19 protein-coding genes are annotated in these 15785 nt (G+C 61.4%); 12 read left to right on the top strand and 7 right to left on the bottom strand.

The window, feature by feature from the left end; all coding sequences use genetic code 11:
- Window positions 1-196: 196 nt before the first annotated feature.
- Window positions 197-1000, bottom strand: a complete 804-nt coding sequence (locus tag CQ020_RS06805) for an aminotransferase class IV (RefSeq protein WP_105691313.1) — start codon at window positions 998-1000, stop codon at window positions 197-199.
- A 26-nt stretch (window positions 1001-1026) separates the two neighbouring features.
- Here CQ020_RS06805 and CQ020_RS06800 point away from each other — a divergent pair, with 26 nt between their 5' ends.
- Window positions 1027-1392, top strand: coding sequence for a MerR family transcriptional regulator (locus CQ020_RS06800; protein WP_105691146.1), 366 nt, complete (start codon window positions 1027-1029; stop codon window positions 1390-1392).
- Window positions 1393-1401: 9 nt separating this feature from the next.
- Here CQ020_RS06800 and CQ020_RS06795 read toward each other — a convergent pair whose 3' ends face one another.
- Both CQ020_RS06795 and CQ020_RS06790 read right to left on the bottom strand, forming a co-directional pair.
- The gene (locus CQ020_RS06795; protein ID WP_105691145.1) at window positions 1402-2523 is read right to left on the bottom strand and encodes a VanZ family protein; all 1122 of its coding nucleotides are present in this window, start codon (window positions 2521-2523) and stop codon (window positions 1402-1404) included.
- A gap of 368 nt (window positions 2524-2891) precedes the next feature.
- Window positions 2892-4172, bottom strand: a complete 1281-nt coding sequence (locus CQ020_RS06790) for an MFS transporter (protein ID WP_105691144.1) — start codon at window positions 4170-4172, stop codon at window positions 2892-2894.
- 56 nt (window positions 4173-4228) lie between these two features.
- Here CQ020_RS06790 and CQ020_RS06785 point away from each other — a divergent pair, with 56 nt between their 5' ends.
- Window positions 4229-5182, top strand: coding sequence for a DUF5937 family protein (locus CQ020_RS06785; RefSeq protein WP_105691143.1), 954 nt, complete (start codon window positions 4229-4231; stop codon window positions 5180-5182).
- Between the two features lie 47 nt (window positions 5183-5229).
- Here CQ020_RS06785 and CQ020_RS06780 read toward each other — a convergent pair whose 3' ends face one another.
- Both CQ020_RS06780 and CQ020_RS06775 read right to left on the bottom strand, forming a co-directional pair.
- Window positions 5230-5781 (bottom strand): dihydrofolate reductase family protein, encoded by a 552-nt coding sequence (locus CQ020_RS06780; RefSeq protein ID WP_105691142.1) that lies wholly within the window; start codon window positions 5779-5781, stop codon window positions 5230-5232.
- A 41-nt stretch (window positions 5782-5822) separates the two neighbouring features.
- Window positions 5823-6149, bottom strand: a complete 327-nt coding sequence (locus tag CQ020_RS06775; protein WP_105691141.1) for a hypothetical protein — start codon at window positions 6147-6149, stop codon at window positions 5823-5825.
- 192 nt (window positions 6150-6341) lie between these two features.
- On the opposite strand from CQ020_RS06775, the gene CQ020_RS06765 reads away from it, so the two are divergent.
- The gene (locus CQ020_RS06765; protein ID WP_105691139.1) at window positions 6342-6590 is read left to right on the top strand and encodes a hypothetical protein; all 249 of its coding nucleotides are present in this window, start codon (window positions 6342-6344) and stop codon (window positions 6588-6590) included.
- Between the two features lie 100 nt (window positions 6591-6690).
- Here CQ020_RS06765 and CQ020_RS06760 read toward each other — a convergent pair whose 3' ends face one another.
- Entirely contained in the window at window positions 6691-7257 is a 567-nt protein-coding gene (locus CQ020_RS06760; RefSeq protein ID WP_105691138.1) for a type 1 glutamine amidotransferase domain-containing protein, read from the bottom strand.
- A gap of 190 nt (window positions 7258-7447) precedes the next feature.
- Here CQ020_RS06760 and CQ020_RS06755 point away from each other — a divergent pair, with 190 nt between their 5' ends.
- The 5 genes from CQ020_RS06755 (at window position 7448) to CQ020_RS06735 (ending at window position 10125) form a co-directional block, all read left to right on the top strand.
- Window positions 7448-7939, top strand: coding sequence for a DUF2975 domain-containing protein (locus CQ020_RS06755; protein ID WP_105691137.1), 492 nt, complete (start codon window positions 7448-7450; stop codon window positions 7937-7939).
- On the top strand, window positions 7939-8151 hold the full coding sequence (locus tag CQ020_RS06750; protein ID WP_105691136.1) for a helix-turn-helix transcriptional regulator: 213 nt from the start codon (window positions 7939-7941) through the stop codon (window positions 8149-8151). The genes CQ020_RS06755 and CQ020_RS06750 overlap by 1 nt, the downstream gene beginning before the upstream one ends.
- A gap of 137 nt (window positions 8152-8288) precedes the next feature.
- Complete coding sequence (locus CQ020_RS06745) at window positions 8289-9089, top strand: alpha/beta fold hydrolase (RefSeq protein WP_105691135.1); 801 nt, start codon at window positions 8289-8291, stop codon at window positions 9087-9089.
- A gap of 44 nt (window positions 9090-9133) precedes the next feature.
- Window positions 9134-9745, top strand: a complete 612-nt coding sequence (locus tag CQ020_RS06740; protein WP_105691134.1) for a nucleotidyltransferase domain-containing protein — start codon at window positions 9134-9136, stop codon at window positions 9743-9745.
- Window positions 9745-10125 (top strand): hypothetical protein, encoded by a 381-nt coding sequence (locus CQ020_RS06735; protein ID WP_105691133.1) that lies wholly within the window; start codon window positions 9745-9747, stop codon window positions 10123-10125. Before CQ020_RS06740 ends, CQ020_RS06735 begins: the two co-directional genes overlap by 1 nt.
- A 6-nt stretch (window positions 10126-10131) precedes the next feature.
- Here the strand turns inward: CQ020_RS06735 and CQ020_RS06730 are convergent, their stop codons facing one another.
- Entirely contained in the window at window positions 10132-10980 is an 849-nt protein-coding gene (locus CQ020_RS06730) for a MurR/RpiR family transcriptional regulator (protein WP_105691132.1), read from the bottom strand.
- A gap of 149 nt (window positions 10981-11129) precedes the next feature.
- Here CQ020_RS06730 and CQ020_RS06725 point away from each other — a divergent pair, with 149 nt between their 5' ends.
- Genes CQ020_RS06725 through CQ020_RS06710 form a run of 4 tightly spaced genes read left to right on the top strand, consistent with a single transcriptional unit; the run spans window position 11130 to window position 15781 of the window.
- Complete coding sequence (locus CQ020_RS06725) at window positions 11130-12317, top strand: C45 family peptidase (protein WP_219844477.1); 1188 nt, start codon at window positions 11130-11132, stop codon at window positions 12315-12317.
- On the top strand, window positions 12314-13966 hold the full coding sequence (locus tag CQ020_RS06720) for an ABC transporter substrate-binding protein (protein WP_181151793.1): 1653 nt from the start codon (window positions 12314-12316) through the stop codon (window positions 13964-13966). Before CQ020_RS06725 ends, CQ020_RS06720 begins: the two co-directional genes overlap by 4 nt.
- 4 nt (window positions 13967-13970) lie before the next feature.
- Entirely contained in the window at window positions 13971-14921 is a 951-nt protein-coding gene (locus CQ020_RS06715) for an ABC transporter permease (RefSeq protein WP_105691130.1), read from the top strand.
- Window positions 14918-15781 (top strand): ABC transporter permease, encoded by an 864-nt coding sequence (locus CQ020_RS06710; protein WP_105691129.1) that lies wholly within the window; start codon window positions 14918-14920, stop codon window positions 15779-15781. Before CQ020_RS06715 ends, CQ020_RS06710 begins: the two co-directional genes overlap by 4 nt.
- Window positions 15782-15785 lie beyond the last annotated feature (4 nt).

The following is a 15785-nucleotide window of genomic DNA, read 5'->3' as shown; positions in this document are numbered from 1 at the left end:
CGGAACCGCAGCCACGGCTGACGAGAAGACGAGACCCTTTCGTCGGCCGGTCACGGCGCGCGAGCAGGGCCCCTCTTTTGGCCGGCCGGCCGTGCGTATGTCCGCTCGCTCTAGCGGACAGTGTGGCCGGTTCTGACTTAGACCCCCTGGGCCGGCCACACACCCCCCGGTTTGGTGCGCCCCTCGGGGTGCTAACTCAGATGCATTCCAGAGGTTCACGCTGATAGGCGTCGTGTAGGAGACTTACAAGCTCGAGGCTCGCTGCCAGCCGCTGGCCACCGATGCTCCGCACTCCTATTCCGGGGCTCCAGGAATTAAGCACAGCGGCAGACGTTGCTTCAGCAATTGAGGCAGCGGTCATTTGCCGAGTCTCCTGCACGACACCTTGGGCACGAAGCTGTCTCTGGAGAATCTGCATGGTGACGCCGTGGAGGATGTCCGCCTTGGGCCATGTCACTCCTGTGCCGTCCCAGAACGCGAGATTCCAAATAGTTGCTTCGCTGAGCCGTCCGCTGCGATCCATGAACGCTGCGTCGTCGAAACCGCGTTCCTTTGCGTGGCGAAGAAGGAGCGTTTTAGACACTTCTCCCACATGTTTCACTAGTGCCACATGGCGTTCGTGCTGCACAAGATCCAGCGCCAGGGGAGTTGGCGGCGGTGTCACAGGATCCGCAATTTTCACTAGTACATTAAGGTCAGGTTGGGCGGCGAACCTAAATTCACCTGGCGTGGAGCTGATGTAGACCATCAGTGAAGAATCCGCGGAATCGGCGGCAGTGAGAGCAGCACTCATATTTCCCAAGATCGATGAGTCGGGGAGATGATGCCCGAAGAGCAGATCACTTCCCTCCCTGAGGCGGCTAAGGTGTAAATCCAAGCCACGAACACGCCCGCCTCGAACCTGCATTGCTGTGAAATGGGCATAGCCTGCGAACGCCAAAGGGGCGAGGTCCTCAGCTGTCGGGGTACTGCCGTTGAGATACGTCGTCGAAATTGTCATGGAATCGAACGTAAGAGGTGACACCAGTGTCAAAGGCGAGCGAGTCAACGCTCCGGGTGGGTGACCTGTCAGTCCTGACCGGTGTGGCACCACGCCTGCTGCGCTACTACGAGGGCCGTGGACTTCTGTTCGCCGATCGATCCCCAACCGGACAGCGACTGTTTGGGCCTTCCGCGGTGGAGCGGGTTCAGCATATTCGCTCACTGCTGGCAGCCGGACTTCCCACCAGCGTTATCCGTGAACTGATTGACTGCATTTACCAGCCGGGGAGGTTGGAGCGTTGCGCGGTTCCCACGTTGATGGCCCACGTTGAGGACTATGACAACCGCATCGCAGATCTTGTCAGCACCCGCGCTGCCCTTCAGGGTCTGATCGACTCTTCGACGGAGTAGCCCGCAGCATCATTCCGCCTGCACGTCGGAACCAGCCACCCGCCGTCGTGCATTTTCGCGCGCATCCACCATCAGCGTCCCGGTCAAAACCCCTGAAAGTCCTCGCGATCTGGTGAGCGGAACGGCCACGAGCGCCACGAGCAGCAACAGGCTGTTCAGGAAACCGAAGCCAGCCGACGGATACAGCCCATCCAGGAAAGTCAGAGCGGTGTACAGCCCGCCGGTGACGCTCGCCCGGAGCAATGCTCGACGTCGGGCGGCCGGCCACTGCGGCTGGAGCCACACTGCGCGCTGGCCGAGGGAGGCGCCCGAACCCACGATCGCCGGCAGGTAGAACACAAGGAAACCGGGTACTAGATGCATGAGAATGAGCGAGGTGCCGTCGCCATTGGCGGGAAGTTCCGCGCCGAGAGTGAGCAGCGCAATCCTGTAGCTCACCACGAACGCGAAACCGAAGAACGCCAGGGCCGCGTAGTCGATGATCATGCCGAGCCAGCGACGCCAAACAGTGACGGGGCGGCTCTGGCCGCGGGATGCCCGAAGCTCCCCTCGTTGAGGCATGAACCAGAGGACAAGAGGTGCGATGAGTGCGCCAATCAGGGCACCGAGCGTGTTGGTGATGAGATCGTCCACATCGGCTACGCGATACGAGCAACCGTAAAGTCCCCACAGGCCGGTGAATTGTGTGGCTTCGATAAGCCCGGACGCAAGGGCCCCGGTGAGGACTGAAACCGGCATGCTCCACGAGAGATACTGCCGCGCGATCACGCCCCACGGTATGAACAGGACCACGTTGAACACGACTTGCAGCGTTGCGCGGCTGGCCAGCGTTCCGGTGATCCCGAGCCCGGCTGTTTCCCGCTGGATGTCATCCAGGAACTGAAGTGGGACGGCCTGGAACGTACTGCCACCCGGCGGGCATTGCAGAAGCGTGGGGTCCGGGAGGGGCAGTAGCGTGTACGCCACGAGTGCCACACCGTAAACACTCAGCCCCGCCGCGCCCAGGAATCTACGCCACGTAAACCGGCCATACATCCTGTACTGGACCGCAACGATCGGCACCATGAACACTCCGAAGAGGAGCACTCCTCCCAGCACACCCACATACGCAGGCCACACCCATTCCCCCATGATTCCCTTTCGCTCTTCACGTCCATGGTTTCAGGTGTGGGGGTTCAATTTCTCCGTCTGCGCGGTGATGTTGCTCGCCACCGAGTAGTACTTAGGGCTGGTTCTGCTGAGATTCGGGACCGATCGCGTAGTGAATTCCCGCGTGGCGCCACATAACCACCGAGACAGCAATGGCGCTTGGGGGACTGTTGATGGGGCAAAAGGACTGCCGGAACAACCACTGCCTGGAGGGGTGGATCTGGAAGCAAATGGGCGAGTTCCCTGACGGGCCATGCCCGGATTGTTCGGGCGGGGATGGGCCTGCTAACCCGGACCAAACCCTCTACACTGACCGACCCATTAAGCCCGGCAATTGGCTGCGCAGAATCCTACGCAGGTGAGCCTGTCTCCGAGGCGACTGCCGCCGTCGTCGACGCCTTCCGCGCTATCAGCCAGGTTCCCGCCGCCGACGCAAGGAAGACGGCACCCAGGATGCCCCAGCCCAGCGCGCCGTGTTCGACGACGGTGGCGGTCACCACGAGCGGTGCGAGCATGGCCCCCAAAGCGGAACCCATCCCGAACATGCCTTGGTAAGCGCCTGCTTGGAGTGGGTTGGCGAGCTCGAAGCTGAGTCCCCAGGCTCCCGCTTGCGAGAGGATTTCCGCGAACGCATGCAGCAGGGCAGCGCCGCACAGCAGGGCGATGGCGGCGATGACCGGCGCCCCGCCTGCCGAGGCGTAGAGCACGCAGGCTACGGCCATGAGCACCCCACCTGTCATCACGATCTTTCCTGCACGGCGAGGGTGGTCGGTGCCCCGGGAGAGCGGCACTTGCAGCAGGACGACACACAGGGTGTTGATGACCAGGATGACGGATATCAGGACCTCCGGGGCGCTGGTGTCCTGTGAAATCCACAGTGGAACGCCCATCTCGGCGAGCCCGAACTGCATGCCAAAAATGCCGGACAGCACGGTCAGCAGTACGTAGCGACGGTCCCTGAAGGGGGAGATTCCGCGCTTCTGTGCAGGGGTGGCGGGATCGCGACGCGGTGCGTCCACACGCTTGGGGAGGCGGCGCAAGTGCAGCGCGCTCAGGATGTAGACCACGCCGGCGCACAGCATCATTCCCCGGAATGCGTCGGCGGTTCCGGCCAACAGTGCGAGTCCGGCAATCATGCCTCCAACGGCAATGCCGAGGTTGGTGATGGTGCGGAGGACTGCGCGCGCATTCACGCGGTTCGGGCCGTCGAACGCCCGGGCGATGATCGCGGAACGCGTGGCGTTCGCGCCCCGGTTCACTCCCACAGCGATGCAGGCAATCACGACGGCGGTGCTGAAGTTCCCGGCGAATGTGTAGCTCGCGATGGCGAGACCTTCGATGGCAACCATGCCCACCAGGAGTCGACGTGCTGAGAAGTGGTCGGCTAGCCGACCGCCGATATAGGACGTGGCAACGCCCACCCCGCTGGACACCGTGAGGATCACGGCGATTTCCACGGCGCTCAATCCCACGAAGCGGCTGAAGTACAGCACGGTGAGGGTGAGGAAGATGCCCCGTCCCACTGTTGCTACGAGGATGGCGGAAGCCAGGATCTTGAGGGTGGGATCTGAGAGCGCGACGCGGAGGCTAAGCTTTTGGGCCGGTGCGGTGTCTGCGAGGGATTTAGTCACACCTGCAGTTCTGCCATCCCCTGCCAGCGGTTGGTATTGATGTAGCGTAGTGCTTCATGTTGAGGTACGAATTGTCAGACGCAGATCTGGGCGGCGTGCGCTTTGGCATCTCGCCTCTCTGCGAACTGGGGCTTTCCCTGAGGGCTATCCGCGACCCGAGTCAGTATCCACTTCAGCTGCCTTGGCTGCGTCGGTCCGAAGAGGCCCGCTCACGCTTGGACCTGGATGGATTGCTGGCGCTGGTGGATGACCGATTGTGGACACCGGACTTCCTGAACCCGCGGCCCGAGTCCCCACTCACCCGGATCGATGACGAGTTTGCGGCACTGGAGCAGATTTCGGCCACCCAATTTCATGGGGACCTGATCCGGGTGCACGGCGCAGTTCCGTCGATCTTTTCCGGTCCTGCTGCTCCAGCTATCCGGCGAATGGTCCGAATCCTCCGGGAGTTCTGGGGCGCCTGCTTCGCACCGCACTGGCTGCGCATGCGAACCATCCTGGAAGCGGACATCGTCTACCGCGGCCGGCAGATTGCGCAGGGTGGGCTATTTACTATGCTGAACGACTTGTCCGGCGCTGTGGAATTCGATGGCCACGTGATTTCCGTGAGGTTGAAGAACCCGGCGTCGCGGACCGAAAAAACGGACGGCCTGGGGTTGACCCTTGTTCCCACCATGTTCACCCGCAGGGCTTCTGCTCCCGTGAACCATGGCGACCCGCCGCTGCTGATGTACCCGGCCCGAGGCCAAGGTGCCATGTGGGAGGCGGAGCGGGTCACGAATCCGGCCGCGATAGTGGCCGTGTTGGGAGAGGTCCGGACCAGCCTGCTCACGGCCCTGGCGGCCCCGGCCTCGTCCACCGAGTTGGGTCTTCGTTTCGGCGTCACCACGTCCGCCGTGAATCAGCATCTCAGGGTGCTCCGAGATGCCGGACTCGTGACCTCAACCCGTTACGGCCGCAGCGTGCTCTACTTCAGGAGCGAATTGGGTGCGTCGTTGCTGCTGGGGTGATCAATGAGGCGGCCCGACGGCGGCAGGCGGGTGGCGCCGTCGTGCGTTCAGTCTTTGCGCAGACTGTACGTGCTGACCACGTTGCCTTTGCTGGTGGCGTACTGGTTCTCCAGGACGAGCCGGTGCAGGGGATCGCCGTCTTCAAAAAGTCGCCGCCCACTGCCGGCCACCACCGGGTGCGTCATCAGGGTGAGTTCGTCCAGGATGCCCGCGAACAGCAGCTGGCGGACCAGGGAAATGCTGCCGCAGACCGCGATTTCGCCACCGTCCCGCGACTTCAGCTCGGTGAGGAACTGCTCAACATCACCCTCGATCAGGTGCGAGTTCTCCCATTCAAGGGGCTCGGCGAGGGTTCGGGATGCAACGAACTTCTCGATCGGGTTGATGAATGCTGCAAAGTCGTCGTCTTGCTGCGCATTCGGCCAATAACCGGCCCATTCCTGGTAGCTGACACGGCCCAACACCACGGTGTCCACGGTATTGATCATCTTGGTGAGTCCCGTACCGAGTTCGTCGTCGAAGCTGTCGAACTGGAACTTGAACGGGTCCTGAACTACGCCGTCCACTGAGTGGAAAAGGCCAGCGGTAACTTTGCGCATGTGGATCTCCTGTTGGACGGCGGGTGTTTGACTTGTTGGTCTTAGGCGGCGCGGCTGGCGGTCTGGAGGCCCCGGGATGGAAGTGCAGTCACGTTGCTGAAGTCTGCCGCGAGGCGTACCGGAACAGCGTGGAGTGCGGCGTAGCCCCGCAGTTGTTCCAGTGCGTCCGGGTCAATGGTCGCTTGGGAAAGGTCCATCTCAACGCCGAGCCCGCCGCCCAAACTCTTGGTGCGTTGGACCACCGGGTAAAGCCCCTGGAGGCTCGAGGTGGTCACTCGACCTGTTGCTGCGATCTGGATCTGTTCGCCGTCAACGTCGACGCGAACAACTACGGAGAGCTTGTCGCTGGCCAATGTACTGCCTTTCATCCTTGCTGCCACGCTGCAGCGTCCCCCAGCGTATGCGTCGAGTGTGACCTGCGCAACATTACGACGGCGGAGATGCCGCCCTTGCTGCGGGGAGGGCGCCCGGCTGCCATCATGGGCACACCTGCCCATTTTGGCCCCTTGTCTGCGCTGATAGTTTGGCCATATTCGTTCAGGCCTATGTGGGGAGAGACCATGAAGCATCAAAAAACCATTGCCCGTGTCGCAGCAGCGATCGCACTTGCCGCCGGAGGCCTCGCGGTTGCGGCGCCCGCGCAGGCTGCGGGCTACACCTACCTGTACCCGACAGACTTCAGCTCACAGTCCTCGTGCAACACGAAGCGCCTCACCATGAACTCCTCCTGGACCCGCGCAAGCCAGTGCTTCATCATGACCGACACCGGGAAAGTCGTGTGGAAGTTCTCCGTTACTGTGCGTGGATAGTCTCGCTACCAAGCCTTCAAGCCACGAAACGCCAAGTGCCGCCGTCGTACTTCTTGTAAAAGTACGACGGCGGCACTTGCCGTATGTGGGTGGGTGACCGCTAGGCGGTCTGGCCTGCGTGCTGGCCCTCGGAGATTTCCTCCACAAGCTTGCTGTTGAAGGCGGGGAGGTCGTCCGGGTTGCGGCTGGTGACCAAGCCTTGGTCGCACACCACTTCTTCATCAGTCCAATTGGCGCCTGCATTCTTCAGGTCCGACTGGAGCGTGTGGAACGAGGTGACGTTGCGGCCCTTGATGACGCCGGCGTCGATGAAAATCCACGGACCGTGGCAGATGGATGCAACCGGCTTGTGCTGTTCGAAGAACGCGCGCGTGAAGTTCTGGGCATCCTTATCCACACGGAGGTTGTCCGCGTTGACGACGCCGCCCGGGAGGACCAGCGCGTCGAAATCGGAGGCGTTGGCGTCGGCCACGGCAAGATCGACGTCGAAGGTGTCACCCTTCTCCTCGCCATTGAAGCCTTGGAGCTTTCCCTTGGAGGGGGCCACGAGCGTTGGCTCGCCGCCCGCGTCCTTGACGGCCTGCCATGGGCTGGTGAGCTCCACCTGCTCCACGCCGTCCGTCAACAGGAATGCGACCTTCTTGCCTGCGATGTTGTGTTCTGACATTGTTCCTCCTCGTTGCGCAGTGGAATGCTTTTTGGGCGTGGACCGCCGCTGTGAGAGTTGTTTGTCTGACCTGTTCCAGCCTAAGGAAAGAGGCTTTAGTAAGCAAGCTGACTAATTCTGAGAGCTTGCTGCATGTTGCTTAAGTATCGAATAACGATAGAATCAGGTTGTTGTTCGATAAAGGAGTCTCATGGGAAAGCTGACAATCCTCGCGCTGCGGATAGTAATCGCGATGGTGCTGGCCGGTTCGTTGTTTGTGCAGGTACGGATGGTCCCGCTGCTCTCGGCCGACCTGGTTGAGGCCGGGGCCCCCGACGGCCCTCGTATTGCCCTGCTCGCGATTGTGGTCCTGGGGATTCTGTGTGTCCAAGTGGTAACGGTCTGCGTGTGGCGATTGCTGACGATGGTGCGCCGCGGGACCGTGTTCTCCAACGGGGCTTTCCGGTTCGTGGACATCGTCTTCGGAGCCATCGCTTTCGCGGCGGTACTGATGTTTGGCATCGCAGTGATCCTGGCGCCCGGCGAGATTGCCCCAGGAGCCGTGCTGCTGATCTGTGGGGCGGCGTTGATGATCGGGGGAGTGGCGCTGGTTGTGCTGGTGATGCGAACCCTCCTCGCCCAGGCCGTGGCGCGGGACGTCGAAGCCGCTGACCTGCGGGCCGAGCTGGACGAGGTGATCTAATGCCCATCATCGTGGACATTGACGTCATGCTGGCCAAGCGCAAAATGCCTGTAGGAGTGCTTGCTGAGAGGGTAGGCATCACGCCGGCCAACTTGGCTGTTTTGAAGAATGGGCGGGCCAAGGCGGTCCGATTCACTACTTTGGAAGCACTCTGCGAGGTGTTGGAGTGCCAGCCAGGGGATCTGCTGCGGTGGGAGGCTGAGGATCGCTAGGGCAGCGGAGACGCATCTGCAGGCGAGCCTCGTCCAACAGTTCCCTCGTCCCAACCGACGACTCAGGAGTCATGAACGGGCTCTCGGTTAGTGCGGATTGGTGACCGTACGTGTTCCCTGGGTGCTAGCGTTCGAAAGTGCATTTTGTTGAGCACGGGGCAGGGACCCCGATACTGATCATCCATGGCTTTTGCGTCGATCATCATGTGCTGCTTGGGCTCGACCCAGCGCTCGCCGCGAATGGTGAATGGCGGCGGGTGTACCTTGATTTGCCGGGTATGGGCCAGTCCCCGGCAGGTCCGGAGATCGACAGTGCCGACGCCGTCGCTGACGCGGTCGTTTCCTTTGCCCGGAGGACCTTCGGCGACGAAAGGTTCGCGGTCCTCGGTAACTCCTTCGGAGGCATGATCGCCCGCCACCTGGCGGCCGAATTCGGGGAACAGGTACTGGCTCTGGCGCTCCTTTGCCCGGTGGTCGTTGCGGATCACGAGGCGCGAACTCTGCCCGCCAAGACTGTCCTGCGTTCAGATCCTGAGCTGATGGCGACCCTGAGCCCGGAGGGCAGATCCGACTACGAGGAGATGGCCGTGGTCCAATCCAGCCAGAATTGGTTGCGATTCCGCGAAGCCGCCTTGCCGGGCTTGAGGGCGTTTGATCAGGTTGCCACAGTTCGGATCTCCAACAACTACGCGCTCACTACTGAGCCGGAAGCTCGCTTTGAGACTTATCAGGGGCCCGCCCTCATCGTGGCCGGGCGCCAGGACCATGTGGTGGGTTATCAGGATCAGATGGATCTGGCTGGCAGTTATCCGCGGGCCACGGTTGCAGTCTTGGACCACGCCGGCCATAACGCGCACCTGGATCAACCGCAGCTAACGGCGGCCCTCCTTGGTGAGTGGTTGGATCGGGTCGAGGAATGGAAGAAGACACCAAGCTGACATTCCGCTAATCGCGTACAATTAGAAGCGATTAGGAGGCCCTGATGCAATTACAGAACCCGTTGAGAGCGATTTGTCCGACGCTTGAAGCCGATGTCCTCATGGCGTTGGCGAACGGTCGCCCGAGCACGCCCGGGCGTCTGGTTCGGGAGCGTGGCATCAAGGCCTCGGTGTCTGGCACCAGGCGATGCTTGGAGCGCCTCGAGGAGAGCGGCATAGTTCTGGGTATCAGGGTAGGAAATCGGATCGAGTACGCCCTGAATTTATCCCACATGCTTGCTGGCGTCATTGCTGAGGCGTCCCAGGGCAGAGAACGATTCACGCGTTTTATTTCCCGCGCAATAGCTAAATGGCACGAGGAGCCGTTGCAGGTAACCCTTTTTGGTTCAGCGGCACGCGGAGACATGCGCAATGACTCTGATATCGACTTGCTGTTCATCATTGATGACGGAGCTGGCGATGAGCTATATGAGCAAATTGGAAACCTGGCCTTGGACGTCTACCGCCTCACCGGTAATGACGTTCGTCCGATGATTTACGAAGCGGCCGAAGTGCGGGCGGCGCCGATATTCGACTCGATTTTGAGGGAAGGCGTCCACGTTCACGGTGACCGTCATTGGTTGTCGCGCCGCCTGCCTGATGCGGCGGCTGCCTAATGACGGCGAGGTCCGATGCGAGTGCGCGACTAGAGGATTCGCAAGCCTTCCTCGAGGCGGCCGATACGATCAACACGCTAAATTCCGGAGAAACCTATGCGGACGTCATTGCTACTTTGGCGATCCATGCAGGCATAGCAGCAGCCGACGCATTTTGCTTGCTGGCGCTCGGTCGTCACTCCAAGTCAGACAATCATGCTGATGCTATAAAGGTGCTGAAGGAAGCAGGGGGCGAAAATGCCATTCTTGCTCGCCTCTTGGGTGAGAAGACAAAGGCCGGGTATAACGTTTCGAGTCTCACCCGGGCCAAGTCCAGCAAGTGCATTGAGTGGGCCTCGAAATTGGTTATTGCCGCTGAAGCAAAATCTTCCCTGTCGTGAAAGACGTCAGTACCCCAGCTGCTCCCGCAATGCCGTGAGCTGGTGCGACGATTCCACGGCCTGCTCGTGATCCACGGAGACCAGCGCCTGGACCAGGACGTCGCTCAGCACGATCGACGGCAGCGCCTCCGTAGTCATGCCTGTCGGCGTGTGCGGGGCGAGGATCACAGCGTCAGCCAGGTCGTGCAACGCCGACTCGGGTTCATCCGTTAGCAAGACGATGGACGCACCAACCGAGCGGGCGCGCTTAAGCAGCACTTCGACGTCCACCGTTACTCGTCCCGGGGCGAAGACGACCACAACATCCTGGCTCCCGAGTTGGAGCAGATCATCCGCGAGCCGGAATCCGTCGCTGGAGATGCACCGAGCGCGCCTGCCGATTCTGTTACAACGCAGCGCCAGGTTGAGGGCGGCAATTCCGGACGCCCCCACCCCGTAGCTGACAATCGTGGAGCCCCTCATGAGAAGTTCGACGGCGGGAGCGATCGACTCTGCGGGGTCCGCGCTGGAGGCGAGTTCCAGCCTGTCCATGGCCTCGGACCACACGTTGTGCCAGATGTCTTCGATGCTGGCACCCATATGGTCGATGCGCTGCTGCATGCGAACTTCTGGGGCCACCGTTGACGTGAAAGGGGTAGCAATGTCCCTTTTGAGCTCCTGCAACCCCGAATACTCCAGCGACTGAACCGTCCGGACCACGGTTGCACTGCTGGTTCCACTCTCGGCGCCGAGCTCCTGCGCGCTCGCGTAAAGGAGTCGCTCGGGAGAGCTGTTGGTGAGGAACGTGCTCACTGTCCTCTCGGCTTTGGAGAGCTTGTCCCAATGTTCGCGGACACGACCGCGCAGATTAATCATGCCCCGATTTTTCGTAACGTCTGTTACAGAAGTCACATTGGATGTACTATTCATTCTAAAGAAGCCCTCACTTGTAACGGTTGTTCCAAAGATACCCCTTCCAACAGCGGATCACAGTGAGACCCAACCGAATGAAAGGCCCCACGGATATGAGCAACACATCCTTAAGGATTGTGGAGATCTCCGGACCTCCGCTGGAACGCGGGCGTCAGTACGGCAGTGCTGCCGCAGACCTGATCACCAAAGCCATTGATTTCTACACCGAGGCATTCCAGCAGCAGACGGGACTCACGTGGGATCAACTGCGCGGCCGGGCCGAACGCTGGATGGGGCTGTGCACCGAAACGGCCCCTGATCTGGTTACGGAAATGCGCGGCATCGCTGAAGGCAGCGGCCGGGACGTCCTGGACATCATGGTGCTGAATCTCCGCGGCGAGATCATTTACGACGCCGGTTTCGCGAAAGCCCCCGAACCTGAAGAACGTGACGACGTGGACGGATGCACCTCGTTCGTTTTGACGGACGGAGCCTCCGGCGACGGCCATATGTACGTTGGCCAGAATTGGGACTGGCGTTTCGGCGCCCAGGAAACTGTGATGATCCTGCGCGTGGTCCAGGACCCCAAGCCCACGCTGATCATGCAGGTTGAGGCTGGCCAGATCGGTCGCCACGGGGCAAACTCCGCGGGCATTGCCCTCAATGCCAACGGACTGGGAGGCAGGTTCAACGACGAACTCGGCATGCCACAGACCTTCATCCGGCGCATGGTCCTGGATCAGGCCGAACTGCCGGATGCGCTGAATACGCTCTTCCGCCAGAAACCGCACATCGCCAGCAACGCAGTGTTGTCCCACCGTTCCGGATTCTCCATTGACGTGGAAACCACGCCGGGAAGCAACGGCTGGATGTACCCGGACAAATCCGGAGTGATGGTCCACGGAAATCACTATGAAGCCTTCATGCCGGTACAACTGGCAGCCACCTATCGGCCGGTCTCCGTGGATTCCCTCTTCAGGGTTCCCCAAGCGAGGCGCGGGCTGGAGCGGGTCAGTGCCGCCACAAGCACCGGGCAAGCCAGAGAGCTCATCAAGTCAGCCATGTCAGATCACCTGGGTTACCCCGAATCTGTGTGCACGCACCCGGATGAACGACGCCCCCGAGTACGCCAGTGGTCCACGTTGCTCTCCAGTTGCGTGGACCTCACCACCGGCGACTACCTGGTCACCGACGGAACACCGTGCGACCACAACTACGAACAAATGCCCTGGAACCTCTACGACGGGCCTGGTTCCGCCCACGACTCCTTCAACCGCACCATTGCAGAGGTATCACTGTGAAACGCAACGATAGATTCAAGCCGTTTGCCCGAACCGGCGTGATCGCCGGTGCAGCCGCTTTCACTCTGGCGCTCAGCGCCTGCAACGCAGCAGGTCCGCAAGCCCAGAGCACCCCCACGGACGTTTCCTTCGGTCCAACCACCTCGGAAGCCGCCGGCAAGATCGGCTCCTTCACGTGGATGATCACTCAGGAGCCAGCAACCTTTGACTTGGATGTCGACAGCGCAACAGCTGAAAACACCATCATGTCCAACGTCTGCGAACGGCTGATGCAGCTCCAGCCGGATCTCACTACTACGCCCCATTTGGCCGAGAAAGCCGAATGGACCTCGGACACCACGGTGGTCTTCACCCTCCGGAAGGACGTGAAGTTCCACGACGGCAGTCCCATGACGGCTGACGACGTGCTCTGGAGCATGCAACGGCACGCCGCCAAGGGTGCCGATGAGTCCGATGAATATGCCAACGTCACCGACATGGCAAAGACTGGTGACAACCAAATCACCGTCACCATGAAGCAGCGGGACGCCATCTTCCTCCAAGCCATGGCCGGCAACGGCGGCATCGTGCTGAACCGGAAGGTTGTGGAGGCGCAGGGCGCGAACTATGGGTCGCCGTCGGCCCCTGACGCTTGCTCGGGTCCTCTCAAACTGGACAAGTGGTCAGCCGGTTCCAGCATCACGCTCACCAAGGCCGCTGACTACTGGGACGCCGACAACGCCGCAATGGCGGACACCATCACGTTCCGTTGGGCTGATGACAACGCGATCGTGAACGCCCTGACCAGCGGCGAAGCCCAAGGTGCGTACCTGGACAGTCCAGCGACGGCGGGACCGCTGCAGAAGAGCGACAAAGTCCAGATCGCCCAGGGCCCGTCCACCAACGTCTGGTCGCTCATTGCTACTGAGCGGGGCGCCTTGAAGGATGAACGGATCCGTCAGGCATTGTCGCTGGCATTGAACCGGCAAGGCGTGGCCCAGGCCGCGTTCGGCGGACTGGCCAAACCTTGGAAGGCACCTGTTGGTCCGGGTTCTTGGGGTTACGAAGAGCCAACCTTCAGCGCGGCTTACGAAGCCTTGGCAGGTGCACCGGCCCAACCGTCCAATGAGGACCTGGACAAGGCCAAAAAGCTGGTGCAGGAAGCGGGCGCGCCTGCGGAACCGATCGTGGTGGCCAACAGTGGCGACTCCATCCGCAACGTCATCTCCAGCGCACTGGTTGAAGCGGCACAGAAGATCGGCCTCAAGGCTGAAATCGTCACGATACCGCGCCAACAGTACGGCGACTTCTACTCGGATGCCTCCCTGCGAGCCCAGGCGGATCTCTTCTCGGACGAGTACTACATCTCCAAGAACGACCCCGTTGGCTTCTACAAGAATGGTGCCTCCACAGCGAAGGTGAACTTCGTGAAATTCGCCAGCGAGAGTTACGACAACAAGGTCAAGGAAGCCCAAGCCACCACGGATGACGCGGCCCGGGCAAAGCTTGCCATCGATCTGGAGAAGCAGTGGACGGACGCCGTCGTCTGGATTCCTGTGGCTCACACACCCGCAACCATCGCAATGTCGAAGGACATCAGCGGGGCACCGTCGTCGGCGTCGTTCCTTTACTACCCGTGGGCCGCGGACGTCGGCAGCAGCAAGAAGTAATGCCATGATTCGTGCAGCAACCCGCATCGCGGGAATGATCCTGACCTTGGTGGTGAGCTCGTTCGTCATCTTCGCCGCAATGTATGCGGCGCCGGGGGATCCGGTCACCTTCCTGATCGGCAACCCGGAGAACATCACCCCCGAACGGGTCGCTGAAGTAAAGGCACAATACAACCTGGATCAGCCGCTGGTAGTTCAGTACTGGCTGTGGGCATCCCAAGCCTTCGTCGGCAACCTCGGCACGTCCTTCCAGTATCACCAACCGGTAGCCGAGCTGATGGCCACACGACTTCCAGCAACCTTGGGCTTGGTAGCCATCGCCTCCGTGCTGTTCATCGTGGCCGGCGTCGGACTGGGCATCCTGTCCGCGCTGCGCCAAGGCAAGAAGACTGACTCCACCATCACGGCAGCCACCACGCTCGCGGCCTCCGTTCCTTCATTCGTGATCGGGCTTCTGTTGGTGTCCATCTTCTCCGTGCAACTGGGATGGTTCCCCGTTTCCGGTGCTGGCGAAGGCTTCCTGGACCGGCTGCACCACCTTGCGCTGCCCGCAGTGGCACTGGCCGTCGGCGCCGTCGCCATCGTCAGCCGGGTGACCCGGCAATCCATGGTGGAGCAGCTATCCATGGACCACGTGGAAGCGGCCCGGAGTTTCGGGTTGGCTCCGGCCAAACTGATCCGACGGCACGTCCTGCGCAACGCCTGGGGACCCATCCTCACCATGGTGGCGCTTGTGGTGGCCAGCATGCTGGCCGGAACCGTCGTCGTCGAAAGCGTCTTTGGCATCAGCGGCGTAGGCAAGCTGCTGGTGGACGCCATCAACACCCACGACTTCCCTGTGGTGCAGGCCGTGCTCCTCTACATGGTGATCACGTACATGGTGGTGACCACGCTGGTGGACCTGGTACACCCGCTGCTTGATCCGCGCATCAAGGCAAAGGACAAGAAATCATGAGCTCCCTCTCGACGTCCACGTTGGCGTCCACCCCGGTTATCGGCAGGAAGAAGCGCGACGTTGCGTATCTGGTGAGCCTTGGCTTCCTCATTGTTGTGGTGGCCGCGGCACTGCTGGCGCCGTGGGTGGCTCCCTATGCCGCCAACGCGGTGGACTTCACCGCAATCTGGCAGGCGCCGGGCGGCGCCCACTTGCTCGGCACCGACCAAGTGGGCCAGGACTTGTTCTCCCGGCTCATCCACGGCGCCCGCGAATCACTCCTCGGACCGCTGGCCCTGCTGGCGTTGGCTACGGTTTTTGGTGTGACCATCGGAACCGTTGCCGCATGGAACGGCGGCTGGATAGACGTGGTGCTGGCTCGCATCACCGACGTGATGTTCGCTTTCCCCGGCCTCCTGTTCGTAGTGCTGGTGATCGCCGTGTTCGGCAAAGGACCGGCGACGGCCATCGTCGCCCTCGCATTGGCCTACGCCCCCGTCATTGCCAAGTTCACCCGATCCCTGGCGCTCGCAGAGATGGCCCGGCCGTATGTGGACGCGTATCGGGTGCAGGGTGTGGGCGGCTTCTTCCTCTGCGTCCGGTACATCATCCCCAACCTGACTCCGCCGCTCCTGGGCTACCTGGTAGTGCTCTTCGGTGAAGGGCTCATGAGCCTGGCAACGCTCAGCTTCCTGGGCTTCGGCGCCCAACCGCCCAGCTCTGAATGGGGGCTCATGGTCCAGGAAGGCCAGTCCGGCATCATTCAAGGCCACATCTGGCCGACGCTGGTTCCCGGCGCAGCCATCGCTGCCGTTGTGGTGGCCGTCAACGTTGTGGGCGTGAGGTTGTCCGACCGCCTGAACTCACGGTTTGAGAGGTAGGAAA

The organism is Arthrobacter sp. MYb23 (genome assembly GCF_002979775.1).
GTDB lineage: Bacteria > Actinomycetota > Actinomycetes > Actinomycetales > Micrococcaceae > Arthrobacter.
The sequence above is the reverse complement of the archived record's forward strand: the minus strand, read 5'-3'. Positions and strand labels throughout refer to the sequence as shown.

Coding starts and splice junctions, on each gene's coding strand:
- CQ020_RS06805 (WP_105691313.1), bottom strand. CDS start 1,000: ATGACAATTTCGACGACGTATCTCAACGGCAGTACCCCGACAGCTGAG.
- CQ020_RS06795 (WP_105691145.1), bottom strand. CDS start 2,523: ATGGGGGAATGGGTGTGGCCTGCGTATGTGGGTGTGCTGGGAGGAGTG.
- CQ020_RS06785 (WP_105691143.1), top strand. CDS start 4,229: ATGTTGAGGTACGAATTGTCAGACGCAGATCTGGGCGGCGTGCGCTTT.
- CQ020_RS06780 (WP_105691142.1), bottom strand. CDS start 5,781: ATGCGCAAAGTTACCGCTGGCCTTTTCCACTCAGTGGACGGCGTAGTT.
- CQ020_RS06775 (WP_105691141.1), bottom strand. CDS start 6,149: ATGAAAGGCAGTACATTGGCCAGCGACAAGCTCTCCGTAGTTGTTCGC.
- CQ020_RS06765 (WP_105691139.1), top strand. CDS start 6,342: ATGAAGCATCAAAAAACCATTGCCCGTGTCGCAGCAGCGATCGCACTT.
- CQ020_RS06760 (WP_105691138.1), bottom strand. CDS start 7,257: ATGTCAGAACACAACATCGCAGGCAAGAAGGTCGCATTCCTGTTGACG.
- CQ020_RS06755 (WP_105691137.1), top strand. CDS start 7,448: ATGGGAAAGCTGACAATCCTCGCGCTGCGGATAGTAATCGCGATGGTG.
- CQ020_RS06750 (WP_105691136.1), top strand. CDS start 7,939: ATGCCCATCATCGTGGACATTGACGTCATGCTGGCCAAGCGCAAAATG.
- CQ020_RS06740 (WP_105691134.1), top strand. CDS start 9,134: ATGCAATTACAGAACCCGTTGAGAGCGATTTGTCCGACGCTTGAAGCC.
- CQ020_RS06735 (WP_105691133.1), top strand. CDS start 9,745: ATGACGGCGAGGTCCGATGCGAGTGCGCGACTAGAGGATTCGCAAGCC.
- CQ020_RS06730 (WP_105691132.1), bottom strand. CDS start 10,980: ATGATTAATCTGCGCGGTCGTGTCCGCGAACATTGGGACAAGCTCTCC.
- CQ020_RS06725 (WP_219844477.1), top strand. CDS start 11,130: ATGAGCAACACATCCTTAAGGATTGTGGAGATCTCCGGACCTCCGCTG.
- CQ020_RS06715 (WP_105691130.1), top strand. CDS start 13,971: ATGATTCGTGCAGCAACCCGCATCGCGGGAATGATCCTGACCTTGGTG.
- CQ020_RS06710 (WP_105691129.1), top strand. CDS start 14,918: ATGAGCTCCCTCTCGACGTCCACGTTGGCGTCCACCCCGGTTATCGGC.